Annotated in this window: 22 protein-coding genes; 15 read left to right on the forward strand and 7 right to left on the reverse strand. The window is 50.6% G+C overall.

Going from position 1 to position 24,824, the window contains the following annotated elements:
- Positions 1-217 precede the first annotated feature (217 nt).
- Positions 218-1,318: a murein transglycosylase A gene (mltA, locus tag B3Z23_RS12760; protein ID WP_294910603.1), complete on the forward strand. Its 1,101-nt coding sequence runs from the start codon at positions 218-220 to the stop codon at positions 1,316-1,318.
- Between the two features lie 88 nt (positions 1,319-1,406).
- Positions 1,407-2,225 carry a tRNA cyclic N6-threonylcarbamoyladenosine(37) synthase TcdA gene (gene tcdA, locus B3Z23_RS12765; RefSeq protein ID WP_294910605.1) on the forward strand — a complete coding sequence of 273 codons (819 nt, stop codon included), beginning with the start codon at positions 1,407-1,409 and terminating at the stop codon, positions 2,223-2,225.
- Positions 2,226-2,238: 13 nt separating this feature from the next.
- Here tcdA and csdE read toward each other — a convergent pair whose 3' ends face one another.
- Positions 2,239-2,676 (reverse strand): cysteine desulfurase sulfur acceptor subunit CsdE, encoded by a 438-nt coding sequence (gene csdE / locus B3Z23_RS12770; RefSeq protein WP_294910607.1) that lies wholly within the window; start codon positions 2,674-2,676, stop codon positions 2,239-2,241.
- 4 nt (positions 2,677-2,680) lie between these two features.
- Positions 2,681-3,883 carry a cysteine desulfurase CsdA gene (gene csdA / locus B3Z23_RS12775; protein WP_294910609.1) on the reverse strand — a complete coding sequence of 401 codons (1,203 nt, stop codon included), beginning with the start codon at positions 3,881-3,883 and terminating at the stop codon, positions 2,681-2,683.
- Between the two features lie 199 nt (positions 3,884-4,082).
- On the opposite strand from csdA, the gene B3Z23_RS12780 reads away from it, so the two are divergent.
- The 4 genes from B3Z23_RS12780 (at position 4,083) to rlmM (ending at position 7,382) form a co-directional block, all read left to right on the forward strand.
- Complete coding sequence (locus tag B3Z23_RS12780) at positions 4,083-4,310, forward strand: YgdI/YgdR family lipoprotein (RefSeq protein ID WP_038018295.1); 228 nt, start codon at positions 4,083-4,085, stop codon at positions 4,308-4,310.
- A 624-nt stretch (positions 4,311-4,934) separates the two neighbouring features.
- Complete coding sequence (locus B3Z23_RS12785; protein ID WP_294910613.1) at positions 4,935-5,849, forward strand: transcriptional regulator GcvA; 915 nt, start codon at positions 4,935-4,937, stop codon at positions 5,847-5,849.
- A gap of 40 nt (positions 5,850-5,889) precedes the next feature.
- Positions 5,890-6,282, forward strand: a complete 393-nt coding sequence (locus B3Z23_RS12790; RefSeq protein ID WP_294910616.1) for a DUF423 domain-containing protein — start codon at positions 5,890-5,892, stop codon at positions 6,280-6,282.
- Complete coding sequence (gene rlmM, locus B3Z23_RS12795) at positions 6,279-7,382, forward strand: 23S rRNA (cytidine(2498)-2'-O)-methyltransferase RlmM (protein ID WP_294910619.1); 1,104 nt, start codon at positions 6,279-6,281, stop codon at positions 7,380-7,382. The genes B3Z23_RS12790 and rlmM overlap by 4 nt, the downstream gene beginning before the upstream one ends.
- A 9-nt stretch (positions 7,383-7,391) precedes the next feature.
- Here rlmM and xni read toward each other — a convergent pair whose 3' ends face one another.
- From xni to queF, 3 genes are all read right to left on the reverse strand, one after another.
- On the reverse strand, positions 7,392-8,156 hold the full coding sequence (gene xni, locus B3Z23_RS12800) for a flap endonuclease Xni (protein WP_294910622.1): 765 nt from the start codon (positions 8,154-8,156) through the stop codon (positions 7,392-7,394).
- 81 nt (positions 8,157-8,237) lie between these two features.
- A complete protein-coding gene (gene ppnN, locus B3Z23_RS12805; protein WP_294910625.1) occupies positions 8,238-9,602 on the reverse strand; it encodes a nucleotide 5'-monophosphate nucleosidase PpnN in 1,365 nt (454 codons plus the stop codon).
- 286 nt (positions 9,603-9,888) lie between these two features.
- Positions 9,889-10,734: an NADPH-dependent 7-cyano-7-deazaguanine reductase QueF gene (queF, locus tag B3Z23_RS12810; RefSeq protein WP_294910627.1), complete on the reverse strand. Its 846-nt coding sequence runs from the start codon at positions 10,732-10,734 to the stop codon at positions 9,889-9,891.
- A 61-nt stretch (positions 10,735-10,795) separates the two neighbouring features.
- Between queF and syd the strand changes: the two genes are divergently transcribed.
- From syd to B3Z23_RS12830, 4 genes are all read left to right on the forward strand, one after another.
- Entirely contained in the window at positions 10,796-11,347 is a 552-nt protein-coding gene (gene syd / locus B3Z23_RS12815; protein WP_294910630.1) for a SecY-interacting protein, read from the forward strand.
- A gap of 580 nt (positions 11,348-11,927) precedes the next feature.
- The gene (locus B3Z23_RS12820; RefSeq protein WP_294910632.1) at positions 11,928-12,257 is read left to right on the forward strand and encodes a YqcC family protein; all 330 of its coding nucleotides are present in this window, start codon (positions 11,928-11,930) and stop codon (positions 12,255-12,257) included.
- Positions 12,257-13,048, forward strand: a complete 792-nt coding sequence (truC, locus tag B3Z23_RS12825; RefSeq protein WP_294910634.1) for a tRNA pseudouridine(65) synthase TruC — start codon at positions 12,257-12,259, stop codon at positions 13,046-13,048. Before B3Z23_RS12820 ends, truC begins: the two co-directional genes overlap by 1 nt.
- Positions 13,048-13,494 carry a flavodoxin gene (locus B3Z23_RS12830; protein ID WP_294910636.1) on the forward strand — a complete coding sequence of 149 codons (447 nt, stop codon included), beginning with the start codon at positions 13,048-13,050 and terminating at the stop codon, positions 13,492-13,494. The genes truC and B3Z23_RS12830 overlap by 1 nt, the downstream gene beginning before the upstream one ends.
- A 23-nt stretch (positions 13,495-13,517) precedes the next feature.
- Here the strand turns inward: B3Z23_RS12830 and barA are convergent, their stop codons facing one another.
- Entirely contained in the window at positions 13,518-16,244 is a 2,727-nt protein-coding gene (barA, locus tag B3Z23_RS12835; protein WP_294910638.1) for a two-component sensor histidine kinase BarA, read from the reverse strand.
- A 100-nt stretch (positions 16,245-16,344) separates the two neighbouring features.
- Between barA and rlmD the strand changes: the two genes are divergently transcribed.
- The 3 genes from rlmD to mazG all read left to right on the forward strand — a co-directional run bounded on the left by rlmD (position 16,345) and on the right by mazG (position 20,813).
- Entirely contained in the window at positions 16,345-17,670 is a 1,326-nt protein-coding gene (gene rlmD, locus B3Z23_RS12840; protein ID WP_294910640.1) for a 23S rRNA (uracil(1939)-C(5))-methyltransferase RlmD, read from the forward strand.
- 23 nt (positions 17,671-17,693) lie between these two features.
- Positions 17,694-19,928 (forward strand): GTP diphosphokinase, encoded by a 2,235-nt coding sequence (gene relA, locus B3Z23_RS12845; protein ID WP_294910641.1) that lies wholly within the window; start codon positions 17,694-17,696, stop codon positions 19,926-19,928.
- A gap of 78 nt (positions 19,929-20,006) precedes the next feature.
- A complete protein-coding gene (gene mazG, locus B3Z23_RS12850) occupies positions 20,007-20,813 on the forward strand; it encodes a nucleoside triphosphate pyrophosphohydrolase (RefSeq protein WP_294910644.1) in 807 nt (268 codons plus the stop codon).
- A 73-nt stretch (positions 20,814-20,886) separates the two neighbouring features.
- Here the strand turns inward: mazG and B3Z23_RS12855 are convergent, their stop codons facing one another.
- Positions 20,887-21,339 carry a cupin domain-containing protein gene (locus B3Z23_RS12855; RefSeq protein WP_294910646.1) on the reverse strand — a complete coding sequence of 151 codons (453 nt, stop codon included), beginning with the start codon at positions 21,337-21,339 and terminating at the stop codon, positions 20,887-20,889.
- A 444-nt stretch (positions 21,340-21,783) separates the two neighbouring features.
- Between B3Z23_RS12855 and pyrG the strand changes: the two genes are divergently transcribed.
- Together pyrG and eno are read left to right on the forward strand one after the other, a co-directional pair.
- Complete coding sequence (gene pyrG / locus B3Z23_RS12860) at positions 21,784-23,421, forward strand: glutamine hydrolyzing CTP synthase (RefSeq protein ID WP_294910648.1); 1,638 nt, start codon at positions 21,784-21,786, stop codon at positions 23,419-23,421.
- An 87-nt stretch (positions 23,422-23,508) separates the two neighbouring features.
- Positions 23,509-24,810: a phosphopyruvate hydratase gene (gene eno / locus B3Z23_RS12865; RefSeq protein WP_038018348.1), complete on the forward strand. Its 1,302-nt coding sequence runs from the start codon at positions 23,509-23,511 to the stop codon at positions 24,808-24,810.
- Positions 24,811-24,824: the final 14 nt, after the last annotated feature.

Consider the following 24,824-nt stretch of genomic DNA (forward strand, 5'->3'; position numbering starts at 1 on the left):
GCTGCTCCACCCCGCGTCCGTGGAAGCGCACTATACTCCTCATGGGATCTGATGCAACCCATTTTTTAGAAAAAACGTAAAAAAAACCGTGGTCTGCTGAATTTTCCGACGGTTTTTGTCTTTTTATGTAAATCCCCGGGGTGGGGGCGGAGGATGATTTAATTATCCGGTTCCCTCTGCTATCTTCGCCACAGACAAATCATTAAAGGCAGCATTAATGAAAGGAAACCGGGTAAAATATGCAGTGACGGGGGTTATTCTGGCCTTACTTGCCGGATGTTCTTCAAAACCTACCGATCGCGGTCAACAGTATAAAGATGGCAAGCTCGATCAGCCGTTTGCATTAGTTAACCAGCCTAATGCACATGGCGCACCGGTCAATGCCCGGGATTTTGCCAGTCAGGTCAGACAGATTCAACTCGCTTCCGGCGGGCTATTTAACCGCAACCGCAGTACCTATCAGGCCATTGAAAGTTGGCTGGCCGCAGGTGGCAATACCCGGCAGTTACGGCAGTTTGGTGTAAATGCCTGGCAGATGGAAGGGACTGATAATTACGGAAATGTACAGTTTACCGGTTATTACACTCCGGTTATCGAAGCCCGTTATACCCGACAGGGAGCATTTCAGTACCCTATCTACCGGATGCCACCTCGTAAACGAGGCCACAAACTCCCCAGCCGTGCCGAAATCTATAATGGTGCGCTCGATTCACGTTACGTGATTGCCTGGAGTAATTCCTTAATCGATAACTTTATGATGGATGTGCAGGGTAGCGGGTATGTGGATTTCGGCGATGGCCGTCCACTGACCTTTTTTGGCTACGGTGGCAAGAATGGCTGGGCCTATCATAGTATTGGCAAAGAATTGATCGATCGCGGTGAGGTGAAGCGCGAAGATATGTCAATGCAGGCTATTCGTGAATGGGCGCAGAATCATTCTTATCAGGAAGTTCGGGCTTTACTGGAGACCAATGCTTCTTTCGTATTCTTTAAACCGGAAGAGTATACCCCGGTCCGGGGTGCCAGCGCGGTGCCTCTGGTAGCCAAAGCCTCGGTAGCCTCCGATCGCTCACTGATCCCGCCAGGTACGGTGCTGTTAGCTGAAATTCCGCAACTGAATAATCAGGGTAAATTTAATGGTACCTATCAGATGCGGCTGATGGTTGCTCTGGATGTTGGCGGAGCGATTAAAGGTCAACATTTCGATATTTATCAGGGAATTGGCCCCGGTGCCGCACAACTTGCTGGCTTTTATAATCACTATGGACGAGTTTGGGTGTTAAAATCAGCCCCCGGGACAGGACTACTGACCCGTTAATTGTCCGGGCCTCCTGCGGGAGGCCATCAAGAGTATGGTGACCTGAACCCTACAATGTTCCGGTCATGAAGTTAATCAAAGAGGAACTATGCCGGAAGTTACCGATAGCTGGCGCCAGCGGTTTGGCGGTACAGGGCGTCTGTATGGTCAGCAGGCGTTGAATTATTTTGCGCAGGCCCGTTTTTGTGTGGTCGGGATTGGTGGCGTGGGTTCATGGGCCGCAGAGGCGCTGGCCCGTACCGGTATCGGCAGTCTGACATTAATCGATATGGATGACGTTTGTGTCACCAATACTAACCGGCAGATTCATGCACTGCGCGGCAATGTCGGCCAATCCAAAACAGAAGTGATGGCTGAACGTATTCGTCAGATAAACCCGGAATGTGATGTGGTGTGCGTGGATGATTTTGTCACCCCGGATAATGTTGCCTCTCTTATCGGGTCTGGTTTTGATTATGTGATTGATGCTATCGACAGTGTCAGGCCAAAAGCCGCATTACTGGCTTACTGCCGCCGTTACAAAATTCCACTGATTACCACCGGCGGGGCTGGTGGCCAGATTGACCCGACCCAAATCATGGTCGCCGATCTGGCCAAAACTTTTCAGGATCCATTGGCGGCGAAGTTACGCGAACGGCTGAAGTCAGACTATTCAGTGGTAAAAAACAGTAAGGGTAAGCTGGGGATTGATTGTGTCTTTTCCACCGAAGCGCTGGTCTACCCACAACCGGATGGGACGGTGTGTGCCTCGCGCAGTACTGCAGAAGGGCCCAAGCGTATGGATTGTGAAGCAGGATTTGGTGCTGCCACCATGGTTACCGCCAGTTTTGGTTTTATCGCGGTTGCTCACGCGCTGAAGAAATATCTCGCGCGCAGGCAGCGTCAGAGTGCCGCGTCAGCCCTCTGACGAGTCATCCTGTTCAGGTTTCTGCCGCTTGTCTGATGGCGGCAGCCAGTGCATCCAGGCCACTACTGCGGCTGGTACTTAATTGTTGTTTCAGCCCGAGTTTATCAAAGACAGCCAGCGGGTCCAGACTGAGGATTTCGCTGGCTGTTTTTCCTTCGTTGATAGTCAGCAGAACAGCCAGTAACCCCTTGACGATTCGGCCTTCACTGTCGCCATAAAAATGCAGACGGCCATCCGGCAGTTTCTGACTCCCCAGCCAGACCCGGTTTTCGCAGCCAGAGATCTCAATCGCTGGTTGTTTCAGAGTTTCCGCCAGTGGTGGCAGTTGTCGGCTTAACATGATCAGTTGCCGGTAGCGCTCTTCCCAGTGTTGAAAACCAGAAAATTGCTGTAGCAGCTTAGCTTCCGTGATCTCACTCCCAAACGGATGAGGCGCAATTATTTCATTCATGAATTTACTCGCTTAACAACAGAACGGCTGTGCTGACCGCATGGACCAGGGCGTCCACATCCTGCTGATTATTGTATGGGGCAAAAGAGGCTCGTATCGTGCCAGGGGTGTTCAGCGCGGCCATCAGTGGCTGAGCACAGTGTTGTCCGGCGCGCAGAGCAATATTCTGTTCGGCCAGTAAGGTCACCAGATCAGCAGGGTGGATGCCCTCAATAGTAAATGACAGCAAGGGGGCTGAGTGCTGCCGAAAACTGCGGAAGCCGGGCAGCGCAGACAGCCGAATTTCTGCGTCACTGGCCAGCGACTGACTCCACCTCTCTGCGTGTGACAGATTAACCTCAGACAAAAATTTCAGAGTGGCATTAAACCCATAAACGCCGGCAATATTCGGGGTACCAGCTTCAAAGCGCCAGGGCGCGGGGCGCGGGGTAAAGCCTTCAAAGCTGACGTCGTCAATCATTTTGCCACCACCGAGCCAGGGGGTCATTTCACTGAGTCGTTCTTCACGGGCAAACAGTACACCAAGTCCGGTCGGTCCGTACATTTTATGGCAGGAAAACAGATAAAAATCGACCGCCAGTTGCTGTAAATCTGGCGGCTGATGAACCACTCCCTGTGCCCCGTCGACCAGAACCTTCACCCCGGCGGCATGTGCCAGCGCGACGATTTTTTCTAAATCGGGCAGGGCTCCGGTAACATTTGACATCTGACTAACAGCCAGCAAGCGGGTTTTTGGCGTCAGCAGTCCGGGTAACAGGTCATAACGTGGCAATCCCTGCGCGGTGACCGGCCATTTGACCACCTCTGCGCCACGCTGTTTCGCAATCATCAGCCATGGCAGCAGGTTGGAATGATGTTCCATTTCGCTGACCAGAATCTGATCACCTGGCGCTAATTGTTGACTCAGCCAGCTGTTAGCGACCAGATTTACCGATTCGGTCGCCCCCCGGGTCCAGATGATCTGCCGTGCAGCACCAGCATTAAGTAAATCAGCGACCTGCTGACGGGTATTTTCATATAATTCGGTCAACCGCCGGGCCTGAACATGTTGGCTGCGGTGAACCGTGCCTGAAGTGCGGTAAAATTCCCGGGTGGCTTCTGTCATTGCCCGCGGTCTCAGGGCGGTAGCCGCACTGTCCAGATAGATCTCCCGGCTGTCCAGAGCAGGGAACTGGCGGCGAAATTCCGCAGGGTCAAAACCATTCATAACATACTCGTATCTGATAAATTTAAGATAAGCCTGAAAATGCCTCTGTTTACTGGCGGATTATCCACTTTGTCTTATGCTTTTATAAGCTGACTGTCAGCAGAGATTCGCATAAGACAGTTGTCACTGCGATCACTGACAGGCCGCGTCATTCAATGATGACTGACAGTATAAGATACCCTGATTAAGGAGATAATAAATGAAAAAGCCTATTGCAGCAGCATTCGTTGTTTCAGCACTGGTGTTTACCCTGGCGGGTTGTTCTTCTAATTATGTTCTGCACACTAATGATGGTCGTACTGTGGTTACCCAGGGGAAACCCACCGTCGATGATGATACCGGCATGATGGTTTACAAAGACAGTAATGGTAACAAACAACAGATTAACCGCTCTGACGTTAAAGATATGACTGAAGTCGGACAATAATTGGTGACAGCCGCTGTGCTGACAGCGGCTGACTGATGGCCCCAGACACCTTTGGTGTCACGGGGCCATTGCTCCGGGTAACGACTTTCGACAACTGCCACCACCTTGTTTTTTGCTCCCCTGTCAGGCTGTCCATCCTCAGCTTTCTACCAGGTACACCTGCCCCTGTTATGCTTTTTTTGCATTAACTAAATCTATCCAAAATGAGTAAATAATCACGCGCAAACGATTGGCTTCTGATGTGGTACGACGTGGCATGCATAAGTATTGCAAGGGGGTTGTCTGGTAGTGATATGTGCTGATTAGTGGTTTACAGGCAAAAAAAAACACCGCAAAGAGCGGTGCTGTAAAAAATATAAACTATGGACAGACAGGGTATATCACAGGAAATTAAGCAGGTCTGAAAAACAGACCCAATGCAAACACAACATCACCACCCAAAGCCAAAAGCCTCTGGTACCCTGAGGTACAAGACGCTTTCCGTTCCGGCTCAGGAAGTGGCGCAACTATAGGTATTTGCTGGAGCTTCCTCAATGGACAATTTATAATGCTTCGGATTAATATAACTAATACCTGAATCGTGACGGTTTCGGTATCCCTGAGTCTGTGAATCTGAAGAGTGTTATGTCCAAACGTCTGCCACCACTCAATGCGCTGAAAGTTTTTGATGCAGCCGCGCGGCATTTGAGTTTTACCCGGGCTGCCGAAGAGTTGTTTGTTACCCAGGCAGCGGTGAGCCACCAGATTAAGTCACTGGAGGATTTTCTGGGGTTAAAACTTTTCCGCCGCCGTAATCGTTCATTATTACTGACCGAAGAAGGTCAGAGTTATTCGCTGGATATCAAAGAGATTTTTGCCTCGTTAAATGATGCCACCCGCAAACTTCAGGCGCGCAGCGCCAAAGGGGCATTAACCGTCAGCCTGCTCCCCAGTTTCGCGATCCAGTGGCTGGTCCCACGCCTTTCCAGCTTTAACCAGGATTGCCCGGGGATTGATGTGCGAATTCAGGCCGTCGACCGCGAAGAGGATAAACTCTCCGATGATGTGGACGTCGCGATTTTTTACGGTCGCGGTAACTGGCCAGGGTTACGGGTCGAAAAACTCTATGCTGAATACCTGTTACCGGTCTGTTCTCCGGCCCTGCTGACCGGAGAGTTTTCCCTCAAGAGCCCGGCGGATCTTAGCCACTTCACCCTGCTGCATGATGCATCGCGGCGTGACTGGCAAGCCTATACCCGTCAGTTGGGGTTAAGCGGCGTGAATGTTCAACAAGGCCCGATATTCAGCCATTCTTCGATGGTTTTACAGGCCGCAATTCACGGACAGGGGATCGCGCTGGCGAATAATGTTATGGTGCAGAGCGAAATTGAGAGTGGGCGATTGGTTTGTCCGTTTAATGATGTTTTAGCCAGCCAGAACGCTTTTTATCTGGTTTGTCATGACAGTCAGGCAGATCTGGGTAAAATAGCCGCTTTCCGGCAATGGATTCTGGCGCGTGCTGCCAGTGAACAGGAAAAATTTCGATTCAGGTATGATTAATTCTCGCCGCAGTGTCTGAGGGCAGGATGAGGAGCAGGTGATGTCCAGCCGTACTATGTTTATTTTTGTGGCTGTCAGCGGTTTTCTGCTGGTGGCTTTTGGGGCATTTGGTGCCCATGTATTAAGTAAAACTCTGGGAAATAATGAAATGGCCTGGATTCATACCGGGCTGGAATATCAGGCATACCATACCCTGGCCATTCTCGGGCTGGCCGCAGCCATGTTACGCAGAGCGAATATCTGGTTTTACTGGAGTGCAGCGATGCTGGCACTGGGCACCGTCTTGTTCAGCGGCAGCCTGTATTGTCTGGCACTGTCTCACCTGAAGTTTTTCGTGTTTATTACGCCAGTCGGGGGACTCTGTTTCCTGGCCGGATGGTTTTTGATGTTGATTGGCGCTCTGCGTCTGAAAAAGAAGGGTGAGCAGCCATGAATAAAGTCTTGTTATATTGCCGGTCGGGTTTTGAAAAAGAGTGCGCGGCGGAAATTACGGCGCGTGCAACTGAATTACAGGTATTCGGTTTTGCCCGGGTGAAGGACAACTCCGGCTACGTAATTTTCGAATGCTATCAGTATGAAGATGCCGATAAACTGATTCGGGAGATTGCTTTCCAGTCACTGATCTTTGCCCGGCAGATGATTGTAGTGGGAGAGCTTCTGCGGGATTTGCCACAGGAAGACCGGATTTCGCCGATAGCCGGGATGTTGACCGGGGTAGTAGAGAAGGGCGGCGATCTGCGGGTTGAAGTTCCGGATACTAATGAAGCGAAAGAATTACTGAAATTCTGCCGTAAGTTTACGGTGCCGTTGCGTGCGGCATTACGTAAGGAAGGTATTCTGCTGAATTATGAAAGCAGTAAACGTCCGGTGGTTCATGTATTCTTTATCGCTTCCGGGACCTGTTATGTCGGATATTCCTTGCCTGAGAATAACTCGCCACTGTTTATGGGCATTCCCCGGCTTAAGTTCCCGTCCGATGCGCCCAGCCGTTCTACGCTGAAACTCGAAGAAGCGTTTCATGTGTTTGTACCGGCGGATGAATGGGATGAGCGTCTGGCCAGCGGCATGTACGCCGTGGATCTGGGGGCCTGCCCCGGGGGATGGACTTATCAGCTGGTGAAACGCAGTATGATGGTGTATGCCGTGGATAATGGCCCTATGGCGCCATCACTGATGGAGACCGGGCAGGTGATGCATCATCGCGAAGATGGTTTTAAATTCCGTCCACCTAAAACCAACATCAGTTGGCTGGTGTGCGATATGGTAGAAAAACCGGTGCGGGTTGCTTCCCTGATGACAGAGTGGCTGGTCAATGGCTGGTGCCGTGAGGCGATTTTTAACCTGAAACTGCCGATGAAAAAACGCTATGAGGAAGTTTCACAAAACCTGCAAATGATTGAACAGGCACTGACTGCCGGTGGCGTGAATGCTCAGATTCAGGCCCGGCAGTTATATCACGACAGAGAAGAAGTGACAGTTCATATCCGGCGTATCTGGAGTGCTCATCCCGGCCGGCTGGACGAACGGGGGTAACCCCCGGATTTATCTGCTGCCCGGCAGATAACGTAAACTTTTCAGATTGCCCTGCAAACAGAGCCCGGCAGAGAGCCGGGACACCTGACGTGACAGCAGGGCGGTTTCCATTTCCCCTCGTAATTTTTTCTGCCACTTTTCCGGCACCTGATCCAGCTGTTGATATAACTGTTCCAGGTTATGGAAACGACTTATCAGTTCGCTGGCACTTTTGGGTCCGATACCGGCCACTCCCGGGATTTTACTGCTGCTGATACCGCATAATCCCCAGTAATCAGGCAGTTGTTGTGGCGTTACCCCATATTCTTCACGAATAAAAGGCACGTCGAGCCAGCGTTTCTGAAAATAGTCGCGCAAACGGATATCCGGGGCCAGTAACTGGCAATAGCCTTTATCGGTCGACACTATGGTGGCCTGATGCCCGGCCTGCGACATTTTACTGGCCAGCGTGGCGGCCAGATCATCAGCTTCATCTTCACCGGCTTGCCAGCAGTGAACTCCGGATTGTTCAAATATCTGCTGAAGTGTTGGCATCATCTGGCGTAACTGTTCCGGCATTTCCGGACGTCCGGCTTTATAACCCGGCAGCAACTCATGCCGCCAGCCGTGACGATGCAGGGGATTATCAAACACCGCCACCACATGCGTAGGCTGACTGTGCTGCAGTAACTGGTGAGTCGCGGCACGCACACCGTTAACACACTGATCCCCCTGAACGGCATGAATCCGTCGGATAAGGTTTAGCGCATCGATAATTAACAGATGATAAGTCATAACCGCCGGAAATAAGTGACCAGGAGACCATCAGGTGATGGAGAGATTGCCGGCGACCCGGGCCGCCGGCAGACCATACTATCAGATGATAATTTCGTAGCAGGGTTCATAAGCACTGCCCGGTAATTTCATCCGGTGCTGAGCAATGAAGCCCTGCAACAGAGCATCCATCCGTTGCATAATATCGGCATCACCATGAATTTTAAATGGCCCGTGGGCACGAATTTCCCGAATCCCGGTATCTTTCACATTTCCTGCGACAATACCTGAAAACATACGACGCAGATCCGCGGCCAGTTTATCCTTGGGCTGATCCTTATGCAGGTTCAGTGCCGTCATATTGGCATGGGTCGGCTGGAACGGCAGTTGCAGTTCGGGTTCAATACGTAATGACCAGTTAAAACTGTAGGCGTCACCGGTCTGGCGACGATACTCTTTCACTGCCGGCATGGCCTGTTTTATCGCTTTGGCCACTGCCGGTGCATCATCAATAATGATTTGATAATGACGGGTGGCTTCTTCTCCCAGGGTGTTAACGATAAAATCATCCAGCACGCGAAAATAGTCGGCGCTTTCCCGGGGGCCGGTCAGAATTAACGGTAACACCTGATGCTGATTGGCCGGATGCATCAGAATCCCTAACAAATACAACAGCTCTTCCGCGGTGCCTACCCCCCCGGGAAAAATGATGATGCCATGAGCAATCCGCACAAAAGCTTCCAGACGTTTTTCGATATCTGGCATGATAATCAGCTCGTTGACCAGCGGATTAGGGGGTTCTGCCGCAATGATTGACGGTTCGGTCAGGCCGATAAATCTGCCTTCGCGATAACGTTGCTGTGCGTGACCGACCGCCGCCCCCTTCATCGGTGCTTCCATAACACCGGGTCCGCAGCCGGTACAAATATTCAGTTCCCGCAGACCAAGCTGGGTACCCACATCACGGCAGTATTGATATTCAACCGCATTCACTGAATGGCCACCCCAGCACACGACGTTATTCGGCAATTCGCCGATATGCAGTGCACGGGCATTCCGCAGGATGGAAAATACCAGGTTGGTAATAAAGGCTGAATCTTCAGTATGAGGATCCCGAAAAGCCTGAGAATTATTCAGTTGTCCGGTCACGAACAGGATATCACGCAGTACTGCGAATAAATTGGCCTGCAACGAACGGATAATTTGTCCGTCAACAAAAGCATCTTCCGGCGGGTTGATTAATTCCAGTTTCACACCGCGTTCACGGCGTAACACATTAATATCAAAATCCCCGAAGCGGGATAACAGCTGCTGGCTGTTATCGGTCAGACTTCCGGAGTTCAGTACCGCCAGTGAGCAGTTACGGAACAGTTGGTATAAATCACTGCTGGCGGTTTGCTTCAGCATATCCACTTCCATCTGGGAAAGCAGATCCATTGCCCCGAGCGGGCTGATATGTGTAATCAAGAGAACTCCTTACTCCCCATGGGGAACTGCTGCATCATACATCGGCTGAACCAGGAATTGCCGTGACTGAGGCTCCCTGTCCGGTCATCAGTCTGATAACCGGGTTCTCTAAGTATCGCTTTAGTCTGAATTTTAACAAGGTTTATCCGTGCGGATTCTGTGGTAAGACAGGACCGGAAACAGTGACCCCGGGTGTCACGGAGTTGCCGGTCAGAGGAGGTTAACCAATACTCCGCCAGCAGGAACAGGATATTCCCGCAAGGCAGAGATAGAGATAAGGAAAGGGTTACTGGCGGGCCAGACGTACCGTTGGGGCGTCAAAACTGACGTTGCTGCGCCATGGGTTAATATCCAGGCCTCCACGACGAGTATAACGGGCATAGACGGTCAGTTCTTCAGGCTGACAAAATTTAAGCAGATCACAAAAGATGCGTTCCACACATTGTTCATGAAATTCGTTATGCTGCCGGAAAGAGAGCAGATAACGCAGTAGTGGCTCACGACGGATACGCGGTCCGCGATAGCGTATCATCACTGACCCCCAGTCTGGCTGAGAAGTGATCAGACAGTTCGACTTTAGTAAATGGCTAACCAAAGTCTCTTCTACGACCTGAGGTTCGGTGGCACCGGCCAGCAGGGTATTATCAAAACTATAGTTATCTACGCTCACTGGCAGTGAATCGATACATTCTCCGCGGAAGGAACCCACAGGCTGACCTTCAAATTCGTCCAGGTTGTGCAGGGTAATTCTGACATCTCCCTGAGCGCAGGCCGAGAGGTCCTGTTCAAGAGTCTGTCTGACCGATTCCATGTCGGCAAATTTTGTCTGATTAAAGCTGTTGAGATAGAGTTTAAAACTTTTAGATTCAATCAGGTTAAGACTGGCGGCACTCAGGGCCATATGACCGATGGCGACCCGGGGAACTCCCAGAGAATTCAGCCACGAGAGTTCATATAAGGTCCACAGATCCTCTCCGTGGAAGGGTAAATTATCATCGTGCAGCTTCAGGGCATCGCGGTTAAGACTTCGCGGCACCGGCTGTAACAACTGTGGTGCATAATGTTCTGTGTAAGAGGTTTGTTTCCCAAGGGGCAGCCCTTCAAGCGCCTGGTGATGGTCATAATGATTCATAACAGTACCACTGGTAAAATAGAGTTGTGCTCAGTGTACCCGATCAGAAGTGAGAAAATGAATGATGCAGCAAACCTTAGATGCCATGAGGCAGTTTAGCCGCCGTTATTGTGATGAGTGGCAGCAGAAAACCGGCCATCTGCCCTACAGTCGTGAGCTGTATGGCATTGATTCACCCTGTGAAGTCAGCCGGGATACGCAGGGAGTTTACTGGCAGCCGCAATCCTTTACTCTGCCTTCATCGCTGGATGCGGTAGAACGTGGCCTGGAGATAACCCTGCAACCGGCGGTCACCGCCTGGTATACCGCTCAGTTTGCCGGGGACATGCAGGCTGAATGGTTCGGATTGCCAGTAACTTTGCTGCAGGTATGGAATGAAGATGATTTCAGTCGTGTTCAGGAAAATTTGATTGGTCATCTGGTGATGAAGCGACGACTGAAACAGACTCCCACCTTATTTATTGCGGCGACCGACCAGGATACGGAAATTATTTCGATATGCAATCTCAGTGGCGAAGTCATCAGAGAGTCACTGGGTACAAAAAAACGTGAAGTTCTGTCAGAAACTGTCGATGATTTTCTTAATAAATTAGGTGTTGTTGTAACAAAATAACCTGTTTTTAACGATTAATACGTAAGAGATCTCTTACTTCAGGTGTAAGAGATCAAAAATCAGATTTTATTTCAGCCAATCATAATATGCATAAAACCCTATTTTTTCAGTGGTTTATTTTAAAGTCATTGAAATATATAGATAAATAGGATTTTTTCAGTGAAAATTGTGTTGCGAAAAATAGCAACTCTGACAGAATAGCTTCCACAGGCAGGATGCCATGGATACTTAGGTTTTCAGGATGAAACCAACCCAGGGAGGGTGGTGTTTTACAGGATGTAAGACACCGCAAGGCGGGTTAAGGAAGAACCAGCCTGCTCTGACAAAGAGTGAATAACACCTCCGAAGGAGGGAAAATTGCTGTAGCGGATGTATAGCGCCTCATTGGACCGGATCGCAGTCAGGATGACCTTGCTGATACTGAATAAGTCCACTGAATTGCAGGGAGCAAGAATGTAGCCGGATTGCTGCGAACAGACTGGGAGTACTGTTTTTTACAGTACTCCCTTTTTTATCCCCTCGCTTTCGCCGGTTGCAATGTTATGCTGGCGCGGTTTTTATCCGTATTCAGGAGATACCCGTGACTTCGCATTCGATTATTCTGCAGCGGCTGGCTCAGCTGGAACAGATTCTGCGTGACCATCAGTTATGGCAGCAGAGTGCTCCCGAACCTCAAGCCCTGAGCAGCGACCAGCCTTTCTGTCTGGATACGCTGCATCCGCTGGAATGGCTGCAATGGGTATTAATCCCTCGCCTGGCTGCCCTTGTTGAGACCGGTGGAGAATTACCCGCCAATATGGCAGTGACCCCTTATTTTGAAATGGCGCTGGAGCCACAGCTTAGCGTCCGCCCCGTGTTACTGGTGACCTTAAGTCAGCTTGACGGTCTGTTTGTACAAGAATCTGTTTAATGCTTGAAATTATCTATCAGGATCAATGGCTGGTCGCGGTCAACAAACCGGCAGGTATGCTGGTTCACCGTAGCTGGCTGGATCGCCATGAAACTCGTTTTGTCATGCAAACCCTGCGTGATCAACTGGATCAGCACGTATTCACCGTACACCGGCTGGATCGCCCCACGTCGGGTGTGTTGTTGTTTGCGTTATCAGCCGAAGTTGCCAGACTGTTATCTCAACAGTTTGAACAACATCAGATGCGGAAAACTTACCACGCCATTGTGCGTGGCTGGCTGAATGAAGAAGGGATCCTCGATTATCCGTTGATGGAAGAGCTGGATAAAATCGCTGACAAACATTCACAGGTTCCGCGGGAAGCTCAACCGGCGGTGACCGGTTATCAGCCTCTGGGGCAGGTGGAGTTACCGGTGCCGGTGGGACGTTATAACAGTTGCCGTTACACGCTGATGGAACTCAGCCCGCGTACCGGAAGAAAACACCAGTTGCGCCGTCATATGTCTCACCTCCGGCATCCGATCATCGGTGACAGCAGGCACGGTGATTTACGCCAGAACCGGGGGGCCGCTGAACATTTTGGTTGCCGGAGACTCATGCTACACGCCAGCCGGCTGGAGCTGACTCATCCGGTCACCGGAGAACTATTGCAGTTGCAGGCCGGACCCGATAGTGTCTGGGTGCAGGCTTTTGAACACTTTGGCTGGCAGGCGTTGCTGGCGAAATTACCCGCCGTGACTCAGGCTGAGCAAGGGAGCAGCAGTGCCCCGGCGAGCACAGAGGAAAGTTAATGGCTAATATCGGAATTTATGTCGGTACAGTGTATGGCAATGCGTTGCTGGTCGCAGAGCAGGCAGAGCCGCTGTTGGTCGCGGCCGGCCATCAGGTGCAGATATTTGAAGAGCCTGATCTCAGCCAGTGGCTGGATGAGAGTATCAACGTCCGGCTGATTATTACCTCGACCACAGGACAGGGCGAACTTCCTGACTCGATTGCCGGGCTGTATTATGCGATCAAAGAGCAGACAGGTTATCAGCCTTCCGTCCGCTATGGTGTCATTGCTCTGGGCGACAGCAGCTACGAAAACTACTGCGCCGCAGGATTGTTATTTGATGAACTTCTTCAGGAACACCAGGCCCGACGAATAGCTGATGTTTTGCTGATTGATGCCGGTGAACATCCGGAGCCTGAAGAGGTTGCCTTACCCCGGATTGAACAGTGGACCGGCTTGCTGTAGTCCTCAGTCAGGCTGAACGAGGGTTATTCCTCAGCCAGCCATTGTTTTCCTGCGATAATAACCTTTTCTGCTTCATCAAGCAGTTCAAAGATCTCCGGCTCCAGCTGACGGGGATCAGGCTGCTTACGCAACGCTTCCTCCAGCCGTTGACAACATTGTTGTAACTGCGGTACGCCACAATAAGCACAGCTACCCTGCAGTTTATGGACCTGATGCAAAATATCCTGATGCAACCCGGGATGCAGTGGACCGGTTAATACCTGTTGTACCTCGGGGAGTGAATTCAGCAACATTTCCAGCATCTCTTTTGCCAGACTGGTTTTTCCGGCCGCCCGTTGCAGGGCGAGTGGCCAGTCGATGACACTGTCCGGCGAGTGTGGGGGTTGTTTTGTCGGCGGCAGGGCATAGCGGGATAACAGCCGGTAAAGGATTTTTTCATTGACCGGTTTAGCTAACGATTCATTCATCCCGGCCGCTAAAAATTGCTGTTGCTGTTTTTCCAGAGGGAAAGCAGTGACAGCAATAATCGGAGTATGTTGATGCAAAGGCAGTTCACGGATTTGAGCACTGGCCTGCAAACCATCGATTTCCGGCATCTGCACATCCATCAGGATGGCATCGAGTGGCCTCTGACTGGCGATGTCGATAGCCTGTTTAGCGCTTTGACATAATATGCACTCAGTCACCTGATCTTTTAGCAGCGCGCCAATCAGTTTCAGGTTAGCCGCATTGTCATCCACGGCCAGAACGGTCAGTGGCAGGCGAGGCATCGCAGCCAGCGGTACTTCCTGTTTGGATGAGAGTGGCTGATAGCGCAGGGCCTGAAGAATTTTCGCAAGCGTCAGAGGTTTTACGATAACCCGCAGACCCTGTTGTCTTAGTGTTTCAGCATCGGGCATCAGGGGGGCTGGCAGCAGCATAATAATTTTTCGGCCATGCTGATGCAGTGTCTCAGGGAGGCGGGTCGACAGGAGTTGTTGTACTGTCAGGTCCGGCGGCACTGCATAGATCAGCCAGTCAGCCTGTTCAGGCGGCAGTTGCTGTGTGGTCTGGAAATGTTGTACCTGCCAGGGTAAACCGCTCAGGGAGGTAATGCCATCGCAGGCAGCCTGTGGGTGCGATTCAATATAAAATAGCTTTTGGCCGTTGATTGCCGGATACTCTGCGGCCACTGCCGGTGGTTGCTGGCTCAGGGGTAAAGTCAGTAATACGGTGAATATTGTGCCCTGCGGATCATGGTGGCTGACGTCGATGGTGCCGGCCATTTTATGCACCAGCTGACGGGTAATTTCCAGCCCGAGACCTGTGCCGCCATGACGGCGGGAAATACTGGCATCCGCCTGGGTGAAGGCATCAAAAATCCGGCTTTGTTGCTGTTGGCTAATCCCGATGCCGGTGTCACTCACCTGTAATTGCAAAGTGACTTCATCAGGTTGTTGATCCATGGCTTTGATGGCGACTCTGACGGTGCCGCTGGGAGTGAATTTTATGGCATTGTCGATCAAATTCATCAGTATTTGCCGGAAGCGCAACGGATCACCTTTCAGGTTATCGGGGAGCTTCGGATCAATACTGACGGTCAGTTCCAACCCTTTATCGTGGGCGGCGGGCGCCAGAAGTCTGAGTGTTTCATCCAGGGTCGCCTGTAACGCAAACGGAATGGACTCCAGTGTGAGCCGCCCCGCTTCAAGTTTAGAGAAATCCAGCACATCGTTGATGATTGCCAGCAGATGACTGGCGGAGCGCTCAATAGTTTTCAGATAATCGCGCTGAGTCTCATTCAGGGGAGTTTTGAGTAACTGGCGACTGAAACCGATGACACCGTTCAGCGGAGTACGTAATTCATGCGACATGGTGGACAGGAATTCGGACTTAAGGCGCACAACCTGCTGCGCTCTTTTATTCGCCAGGTCCAGTTCAATATTACGAATTTCCAGTTGCTCCAGGGTTTCACGTAAATCTGAGGTCGCCTGATTAATGCTTTCCTGCATCTCTTCATGGTATTCCTCCAGTGAAGCGGCCATCCCGTTGATCCCTTTCTGTAGCAGGCTGAGTTCCCCCGGGATGACACCCGTGACCCGGCTGCCGGGATGTCCGCGACCGATCCGGTCCACCGTCAGGGCCATTTTGCGAATAGGCCGGGTGATATCATTGCTTAAACGCCAGGCAATCAGTAATGCGGTTCCCAGGCTTGTGATGAGCAATAACGCAGAAATAAAAATTTCCTGGTAGAGTTCCAGACGGATAGCCCGTAAATCCAGTTCAATAGCCACATAGCCAAGGATATTTTTCCCGTGACTGCGGCTACCCGGCGATGCTTTTTCCGCCTCATTTCCACGGGATATTATCGGGGTTCGCAGGATGGTGAGGTTTCCCTGACGGATTATGGTCACATCGTCGGTGAAAGGCGTGGTGTGGCTGCTCATCATCAACCCGGTGTTCTGATTATTGTTCGAACTGACATACAGCTGTTTTTGGTTGTCGAACACACTAATCGCACGGACAATAGAAGAATGACGCCGGTGCAACAGACTGACCAGATTTCGAATGGCATCTTTGTCATAATAGGTCATGCCGTATTCGCAGGAGACAGCCAGAGGTTCTATGATATTAGTACCCGCGAATAACAGCTGACGTTGCAATTCACTATAACGATGAATAACAAACCAGGAACTCATTAACAGACCCAGGGCTAAGGTCGGTGCCAGAGTCAGCAGAATCATCCGTGCGCGCAGGCTGAGTTTAGTCATAATTTTTACGGTTGATGTTTTCCATCCGCTCCCTGAAATTTGCCGGCATTTGCTCCGGTAGCTGTTGGGCAATGTGTAATATTAAGAGAATAAATAACTGATGGTGCAATTTTACTCGTCTGCAAAGCGTAGCCGCCCACAAAAAGAGCTGGAGGTTACCATTGATGAACTTGACCCTTTTGGACAGGGGGTCGCCCGCCATCAGGGCAAAACGCTGTTTGTCAGCGGGGCACTGCCGGGGGAACGGGTCCGCGTGACAATACTGGAAGATAAACGCCAGTTTTCCCGGGGTAAGGCGACCCGTTTACTGAGCACAAGTCCGCAACGTGTCGCACCGCGCTGTCAGCACTTCGGGGTTTGCGGGGGATGTCAGCAGCAACATGCTACCCTGGAGTTGCAACACCAAAGTAAAACGGCGGGTTTGCAACGCATGTTGAGTCAGTCTGCTGGCCGCAGTATTGACGTTGAACAGATTATCAGTGCCGATGAGTGGCATTATCGTCGCCGTGCCCGGCTCAGTTTACGGTGGAATAAACCACAGCAACAACTGGATATGGGGTTTCGAAAAAATGGCAGTAATGACATCGTTAATATCAGTCAGTGCCCCGTATTGGTGCAACCCCTCACCCGGTTGTTGCCTGAGCTGCGCCAGTGTTTAACCGAATTACAGGGCGTTCGTCATTTAGGACATCTTGAACTGGTTCAGGCAGACAACACGACGGTACTGGTATTGCGGCACCTGAAACCATTTTCTGCCGAAGACTTAGCAAAACTGGAACGATTTTCGCAGAGTCATCAGCTGACGTTGTTTTTTGCGGCGGACAATGACACTCTGCAACATATTTGCGGAGAAATGCCCTATTATCAGTCGCATAACCTTAAGTTGTCCTTTAGTCCTCAGGATTTTATTCAGGTTAATGATAAGGTAAACCAGCAGATGGTGGCCACGGCGATAGACTGGCTGGCATTGCAGCCCGGGGACAGGGTGCTGGATCTGTTTTGTGGTATGGGTAATTTCACCCTGCCATTAGGAAAATTTGTAGAAAATGTGGTGGGTGTGGAAGGGGTTGCAGCATTAGTCCGTCAGGCAGCGTATAATGCGCAGGATAATGATTTGCCGAATGTCTCATTTTTCCGGCACGACTTAGAGCAGGATGTGACAGGTCAGCCCTGGGCAACACAAGGATTCAACAAGATATTACTCGATCCGGCCAGAGCCGGTGCAGCAGGGATAATGTCACATATAATCGCACTGGCACCTGAGCGAATCCTGTACGTATCCTGTAATCCAGCGACGCTGGCCCGTGACAGCGAACCGCTACTGGCGGCAGGGTATGCCCTGCAACGGGTCGCAATGCTGGATATGTTTCCCCACACCAGCCATCTGGAATCAATGGTGCTGTTTAGCAGAACCGAAACGACCTGACGGGTCGTCATGCAGGAGAAGTTATGGTTGCGGTACGAAGTGCGCATATGAATACGGCGGGGGAATTTGCCCTTGAACAGTGGATTGCCAGTCTCGGGATTGCTAATGAGCAGTCCTGTCAGCGTCTGGCGGACTGCTGGCGTTATTGCGAAACGGAAACCAGAGACCATCCGCTGCAACCTATGCTGCTGTGGCGCGGTATTGAGATGGTCGAAATTCTGACTGAGCTCAGTATGGACAACGATACCTTGCGGGCAGCACTTCTTTTTCCGCTGGCCAACGAGAATGTCGTCACTGAAGAGCAGTTAGAAGAACGTTTTGGCAAAGGGATCGTTTCGCTGGTTCATGGTGTGCGTGATATGGATGCTATTCGCCAGCTAAAAGCCACGCATAATGACTCCATGGCTTCAGAACAGGTGGATAACGTCCGCCGGATGTTGCTGGCCATGGTTGAGGATTTCCGTTGTGTGGTTATCAAACTGGCAGAGCGGGTCGCACATCTGCGGGAAATGAAAGATGCCCCGGAAGATGAACGGGTTCTTGCCGCCAAAGAGAGTACCAACATTTATGCGCCACTGGCCAACCGGCTGGGAATTGGTCAGCTGAAATGGGAGCTGGAAGATTACTGCTTCCGATACCTTCATCCGGACGAATATAAACGTATTGCCAAGTTGCTGCATGAGCGGCGGATTGACCGTGAGCAGTATATTGAGAATTTTGTCGACAGCCTGCGACAGGAAATTGCCCGCGAAGGTGTGCGTGCCGAAGTTTACGGACGACCAAAGCATATCTATAGCATCTGGCGTAAGATGCAGAAAAAATCGCTCTCTTTCGATGAACTGTTCGATGTTCGTGCGGTGCGTATTGTGGCAGACCGACTGCAGGATTGTTACGGTGCGTTGGGGATTGTCCATACCCTTTACCGTCATCTGCCCAGTGAGTTTGATGATTATGTCGCGAACCCGAAACCTAACGGCTATCAGTCGATTCATACGGTCGTCTTAGGGCCTAAAGGAAAAACGGTAGAAATTCAGATCCGCACCCGGCAAATGCATGAAGATGCTGAACTGGGGGTGGCGGCACACTGGAAATATAAAGAAGGTCCGGGGATTACCAGTGCGCGTGGAGCCGCCGGCCATGAAGAGCGCATCGCCTGGTTACGCCGTCTGATAGCCTGGCAGGAAGAGATGGCTGACAGCGGTGAAATGCTGGAAGAAGTTCGCAGTCAGGTGTTTGATGACCGGGTGTATGTGTTTACCCCGAAAGGCGATGTTATCGATCTGCCGGCAGGTTCAACGCCTCTGGATTTTGCTTATCATATTCACAGCGATATTGGTCATCGTTGTATTGGTGCCAAAATTAGCGGGCGGATCGTGCCGTTCACCTATCAATTGCAAATGGGTGATCAGGTCGAAGTGATTACCCAGAAACAACCCAACCCCAGCCGGGACTGGCTGAACCCAAATCTGGGATACATTACCACCAGCCGTGGCCGGGCCAAAGTTCATGCCTGGTTCCGTAAACAAGACAGAGATAAAAATATCCTTGCCGGGCGGCAGATCCTTGACAGTGAGCTGAGCCGCATGGATATCAGCCTTAAAGAAGCTGAAAAGCTATTGTTGCCCCGTTATAACATGACCTCGATGGATGAGGTTCTTGCCGCGATTGGTGGCGGAGATATTCGTCTTAACCAGATGGTTAACTTCCTGCAAGGGAAGCTGAATAAACCGACGGCCGAGGAAGAAGACCGTATTGCGTTACGTCAGTTAACCCAGAAGAACCACAACCCACAGCACGTGCATAAAGAGAGCGGTCGGGTCGTGGTGGAAGGTGTGGGGAACCTGATGCACCACATTGCCCGTTGCTGCCAGCCGATTCCCGGCGATGATATTGTCGGATTCATCACTCAGGGGCGGGGGATTTCCATTCACCGTGCTGACTGTGATCAACTGGCAGAGCTGATGAATCATGCGCCAGAACGTATTGTCGATGCGGTCTGGGGGGAAAGCTACTCCAGTGGATATTCGCTGGTGGTTCGGGTGGTCGCGAACGATCGTAGTGGGTTGTTGCGGGATATCACCACCATTCTGGCGAATGAAAAGGTGAATGTTTTAGGCGTTTCCAGCCACAGCGATACCAAAAAGCAACTGGCGACGATCGATATGGATATTGAAATTTATAACCAACAGGTACTGGGGCGGATTCTGGGTCGTCTGAACCAGGTTCCTGATATTATCGACGCCAAACGCCGCCATTAGCATCTTACAGCGCGGTGACCCGGAGGATACGGAGTCACTGCGATCTTCTGCCCACCTTCCTGATTTCCGGATTGAGCAATGAATGAATCATACACTGCACTTCAACGTCTGCTAACCATTATGCAAAAGTTGCGGGATCCGCAGCAGGGCTGTCCCTGGGATAAACAGCAAACTTTCGACAGCATTGCACCCTATACCCTCGAAGAGACTTATGAAGTTCTGGACGCTATTTCCCGTCAGGATTTTGTCGATTTGCGGGAAGAACTGGGCGATTTGCTGTTCCAGGTCGTGTTTTACGCCCAGATGGCCGGGGAGCAACAGCTGTTTGATTTTACAGATATATGTAACAGTATCTGCGCCAAACTTGAGCGTCGACACCCCCATATTTTTGCCGGTAATGATCGCAGCGATATCACAGAGATTAACCGTCACTGGGAACAGTTGAAACAACAGGAACGTCAGGCAAAAGCCCTCACTTCAGCGCTGGATGATATTCCGCGTGCCATGCCAGCTCTGATGCGGGCCTGTAAAATACAAAAACGCTGTCGCAACGTCGGTTTTGACTGGACGGAAACCGGGCCGGTACTGGATAAAGTGCACGAAGAAATTGCCGAAGTGATGGAAGAGGCCAACCGACCGGTCATTGACCCGCAGCGGCTGGAGGAGGAGATTGGTGATCTGCTGTTTGCCACCGTTAACCTTTCACGGCATCTTGGCAGTAAGGCTGAGACCGCGCTGCAGAAAGCCAACGATAAATTCGAAAAACGTTTTCGTCAGGTAGAGCAGATTATTGCTGAACAAGGATTGACGATGCAGCAAGCCACTCTTCCGCAAATGGAAGAGGCCTGGCAACAGGTCAAAAAGCAGGAGAAATCGGGATCCTGAGTTTCGCAAAACCGCTTCTGCGGCGTTAAAGTACGCCGCAGAAACAGCTATAACCGAAAGTTTTACCTCAGGTTTAGTACTCGCCTTTTTCACCCGGCGCAGGAATAAAGGTTGGCTGTCCCTTCACCCCGGAATAGGTCAGGATAAGTATCGTTTCTTCATTACCGCTGACCCCCCGGTGGTAGTCATTAACAGACTCAGTAAATGCCTGACCCTGTTTAAAGGTTTCTGATTTTCCGGACGCTTTGTCCTGCAGAGTCAGCTGGCCTTTAAGGACATAGCCGGCATTTGGAAAACCATGCTTATGACAGGGGAGCGCTGAATTCGCCGGAATCGTCAGTTTGATGACCGTTAGTTCCGGACGTTCTGTCGGATAATGGTCATAGGGTTTACCATTCCATGATGACTGGCTCTGGGCCAGGATATCTGCCTTACCTGATGCTGTTGGTGGATCCGCAGCCAGAGTAGATGCAGATACAGACAATAAGCTCAACGCGAAGACAGGCAGGGTAAAGTATTTTTTCATATTAACCTCTGATCGTTATTTATTCACTTTAAGCCGTTCAGGCAAACTAAGCGTAGTTAGAGATAACAGGAACTTTCCATTGACAAAAAAAGAACATTATGTTTCACATTTAGTAACATTATGGGTGTTGTTTAGGTGAGGGATTGTTTTACGGCGATGATTGCAAACAAGAATCTTGTTATTTTTTACCCTTTAAGTCAGAAATTAGCGCCCGGGTGTGCTCACAGTCAGTTTTTACCGTGGCTAACACGTTTCAGCTTTTTGATTAAAACTGAAAGAATTGTGATTAAAATCAACCCCTGAGCCCCTTTTATCGCGTAGTGTGTCGGTTACGCAGAGTGAAGAGGCTTTGAATCATCATTTGTGGCGGATGCGCCTTTCAGGTAGACTGTGTTCCCGTCCTGGTGATTCCACCATCTTTAAACCTTAACTCTCAGGTTCAGCATGACAACGAACTATATTTTTGTGACCGGCGGGGTCGTTTCCTCTCTGGGTAAAGGCATTGCTGCAGCCTCTCTGGCAGCTATTCTTGAAGCTCGTGGTCTGAAAGTGACCATTATGAAGCTTGACCCTTATATTAACGTCGATCCAGGCACCATGAGTCCCACCCAGCATGGTGAAGTATTTGTCACTGATGATGGTGCAGAGACGGATCTGGACTTAGGTCATTACGAGCGTTTTATCCGTACACGGATGTCCCGCCGTAATAACTTTACTACCGGACGTATCTACTCTGAAGTGTTACGTAAAGAGCGTCGTGGCGACTACCTGGGCGCGACGATTCAGGTGATCCCGCACATTACTAATGCGATTAAAGAACGCATTATCGAAGGCGGCGAAGGCCACGATGTGGTGCTGGTGGAAATTGGCGGTACAGTCGGTGATATCGAGTCACTGCCGTTCCTGGAAGCCATCCGTCAGATGGCGGTGGATGTCGGTCGTGAACATACTATGTATATGCACCTGACACTGGTTCCTTACCTGGCGGCTGCCGGGGAGGTAAAAACTAAACCGACGCAACATTCTGTTAAAGAATTGTTATCGATCGGAATCCAGCCAGATGTGCTAATCTGTCGTTCGGACCGTGCGGTGCCCGCGAATGAACGTGCTAAAATCGCATTGTTCTGTAACGTGTCAGAGAAAGCGGTTATCTCACTGAAAGATGTGGATTCCATCTATAAAATCCCGGGCATGCTGAAATCTCAGGGGCTGGATGACTTTATCTGTAAGCGGTTTAACCTGAATGCTCCACAGGCTGATTTGTCTGAATGGGAACAGGTGATTTACGAAGAAGCCAACCCTGGCGGTGAAGTGACTATCGGGATGGTGGGTAAATACGTTGAACTGCCTGATGCGTATAAGTCAGTGATAGAAGCGCTGAAGCATGCGGGTCTGAAAAACCGTGTGACTGTGAACATCAAACTGATTGACTCACAGGATGTTGAAACCCGTGGGGTTGAATTACTGGCTGGCCTGGATGCTATCCTGATCCCTGGTGGATTTGGTTCGCGCGGTATCGAAGGTAAAATTATTACGGCCCGGTATGCCCGTGAGAATAAGATTCCGTATCTCGGCATTTGCCTGGGGATGCAGGTGGCACTGATTGAGTTTGCCCGTAACGTGGCAGGAATGACCGGTGCCAGTTCAACGGAGTTCGAACCTGACTGCAAATACCCGGTGGTTGCGCTGATTACAGAATGGCGTGATGAAGAAGGTAATGTTGAAGTACGAGATGAGCAAAGTGATTTAGGCGGTACCATGCGCCTGGGGAGCCAGGCTTGCCAGTTATCTGAAGACAGCCTGGTGAGCAAGATGTACGGTGCTCAGACGATTGTGGAGCGTCATCGTCACCGCTATGAAGTGAATAATCTGTTACTGAAGCCTATTGAAGCCGCAGGTTTACGGATTGCGGGTCGTTCCGGAGACGACCAGCTGGTAGAAATTATCGAAAACCCAAATCATCCGTGGTTTGTGGCCTGCCAGTTCCATCCGGAATTTACCTCGACACCGCGTGATGGTCACCCGCTGTTTGCCGGATTTGTTAAGGCATCGGTTGATTATCAGAAAAGTCTGGCGAAGTAAGCTTATCACTGCAACGCGCGAACTTTTCGCGCGTTGCTTGTCTTAGGATTAAGAAGTTTTAGCTTAACTTGTACTGAGGAAAAACGAATGTCCAAAATCGTAAAAGTCATCGGTCGTGAAATCATCGATTCACGTGGTAACCCGACTGTTGAAGCAGAAGTACATCTGGAAGGTGGTTTCGTTGGACTGGCAGCTGCACCGTCAGGAGCTTCTACGGGGTCCCGTGAAGCGCTGGAACTGCGTGATGGCGATAAATCTCGTTTCCTGGGTAAAGGCGTGACGAAAGCCGTCGCTGCCGTTAACGGGCCAATTGCTGATGCGGTGACCGGTAAAGATGCCAAAGACCAGGCGAACATCGATAAAATCATGATCGAACTGGATGGTACCGAAAACAAGTCTAAGTTTGGTGCTAACGCTATCCTCGCGGTTTCACTGGCAGCCGCTAAAGCCGCAGCCGCTTCTAAAGGCTTGCCTCTGTACGCACACATTGCTGAACTGAACGGAACCGCAGGTAAGTTCTCTATGCCATTGCCGATGATGAACATCATCAATGGTGGTGAACATGCTGATAACAACGTTGATATTCAGGAATTTATGATCCAGCCGGTGGGTGCTTCCAGCATTAAAGAAGCTATCCGTATTGGTTCTGAAGTTTTCCATCATCTGGCTAAAGTTCTGAAGGCCAAAGGCCTGAACACCGCAGTAGGTGATGAGGGTGGTTATGCACCTAACCTGGCTTCTAACGCAGAAGCTTTAGCGGTTATCGCAGAAGCGGTAAAAGCAGCCGGCTATGAGCTGGGTAAAGATGTGACTCTGGCTATGGACTGTGCGGCGTCTGAGTTCTATAACAAAGAAACCGGTAACTATGAACTGAAAGGTGAAGGTAAAACCTTTACTTCTCAGGAGTTCACACATTACCTGGAGCAGTTGACTCAGCAATATCCTATCGTCTCTATCGAAGATGGCCTGAATGAATCTGACTGGGAAGGTTTTGCTTACCAGACAAAAGTCCTGGGCGATAAGCTGCAACTGGTCGGTGATGACCTGTTCGTGACCAATACTAAAATCCTGAAAGAAGGGATTGAAAAAGGTATTGCTAACTCTATCCTGATCAAATTTAACCAGATCGGTTCTCTGACCGAAACTCTGGCTGCGATCAAAATGGCGAAAGATGCCGGTTACACTGCGGTCATTTCTCACCGTTCAGGCGAAACCGAAGATGCGACCATCGCCGACCTGGCGGTAGGTACTGCTGCGGGCCAAATCAAAACCGGTTCAATGAGCCGTTCTGACCGTGTTGCTAAATACAACCAGTTGATCCGTATCGAAGAAGCACTGGGTCAGAAAGCTCAGTTCAACGGACGTAAAGAGATTAAAGGTCAGGCATAATCATTGTCGGAACC

Source organism: Tatumella sp. UBA2305 (assembly GCF_002345795.1).
Classification (GTDB): Bacteria; Pseudomonadota; Gammaproteobacteria; order Enterobacterales; family Enterobacteriaceae; genus Tatumella; species Tatumella morbirosei.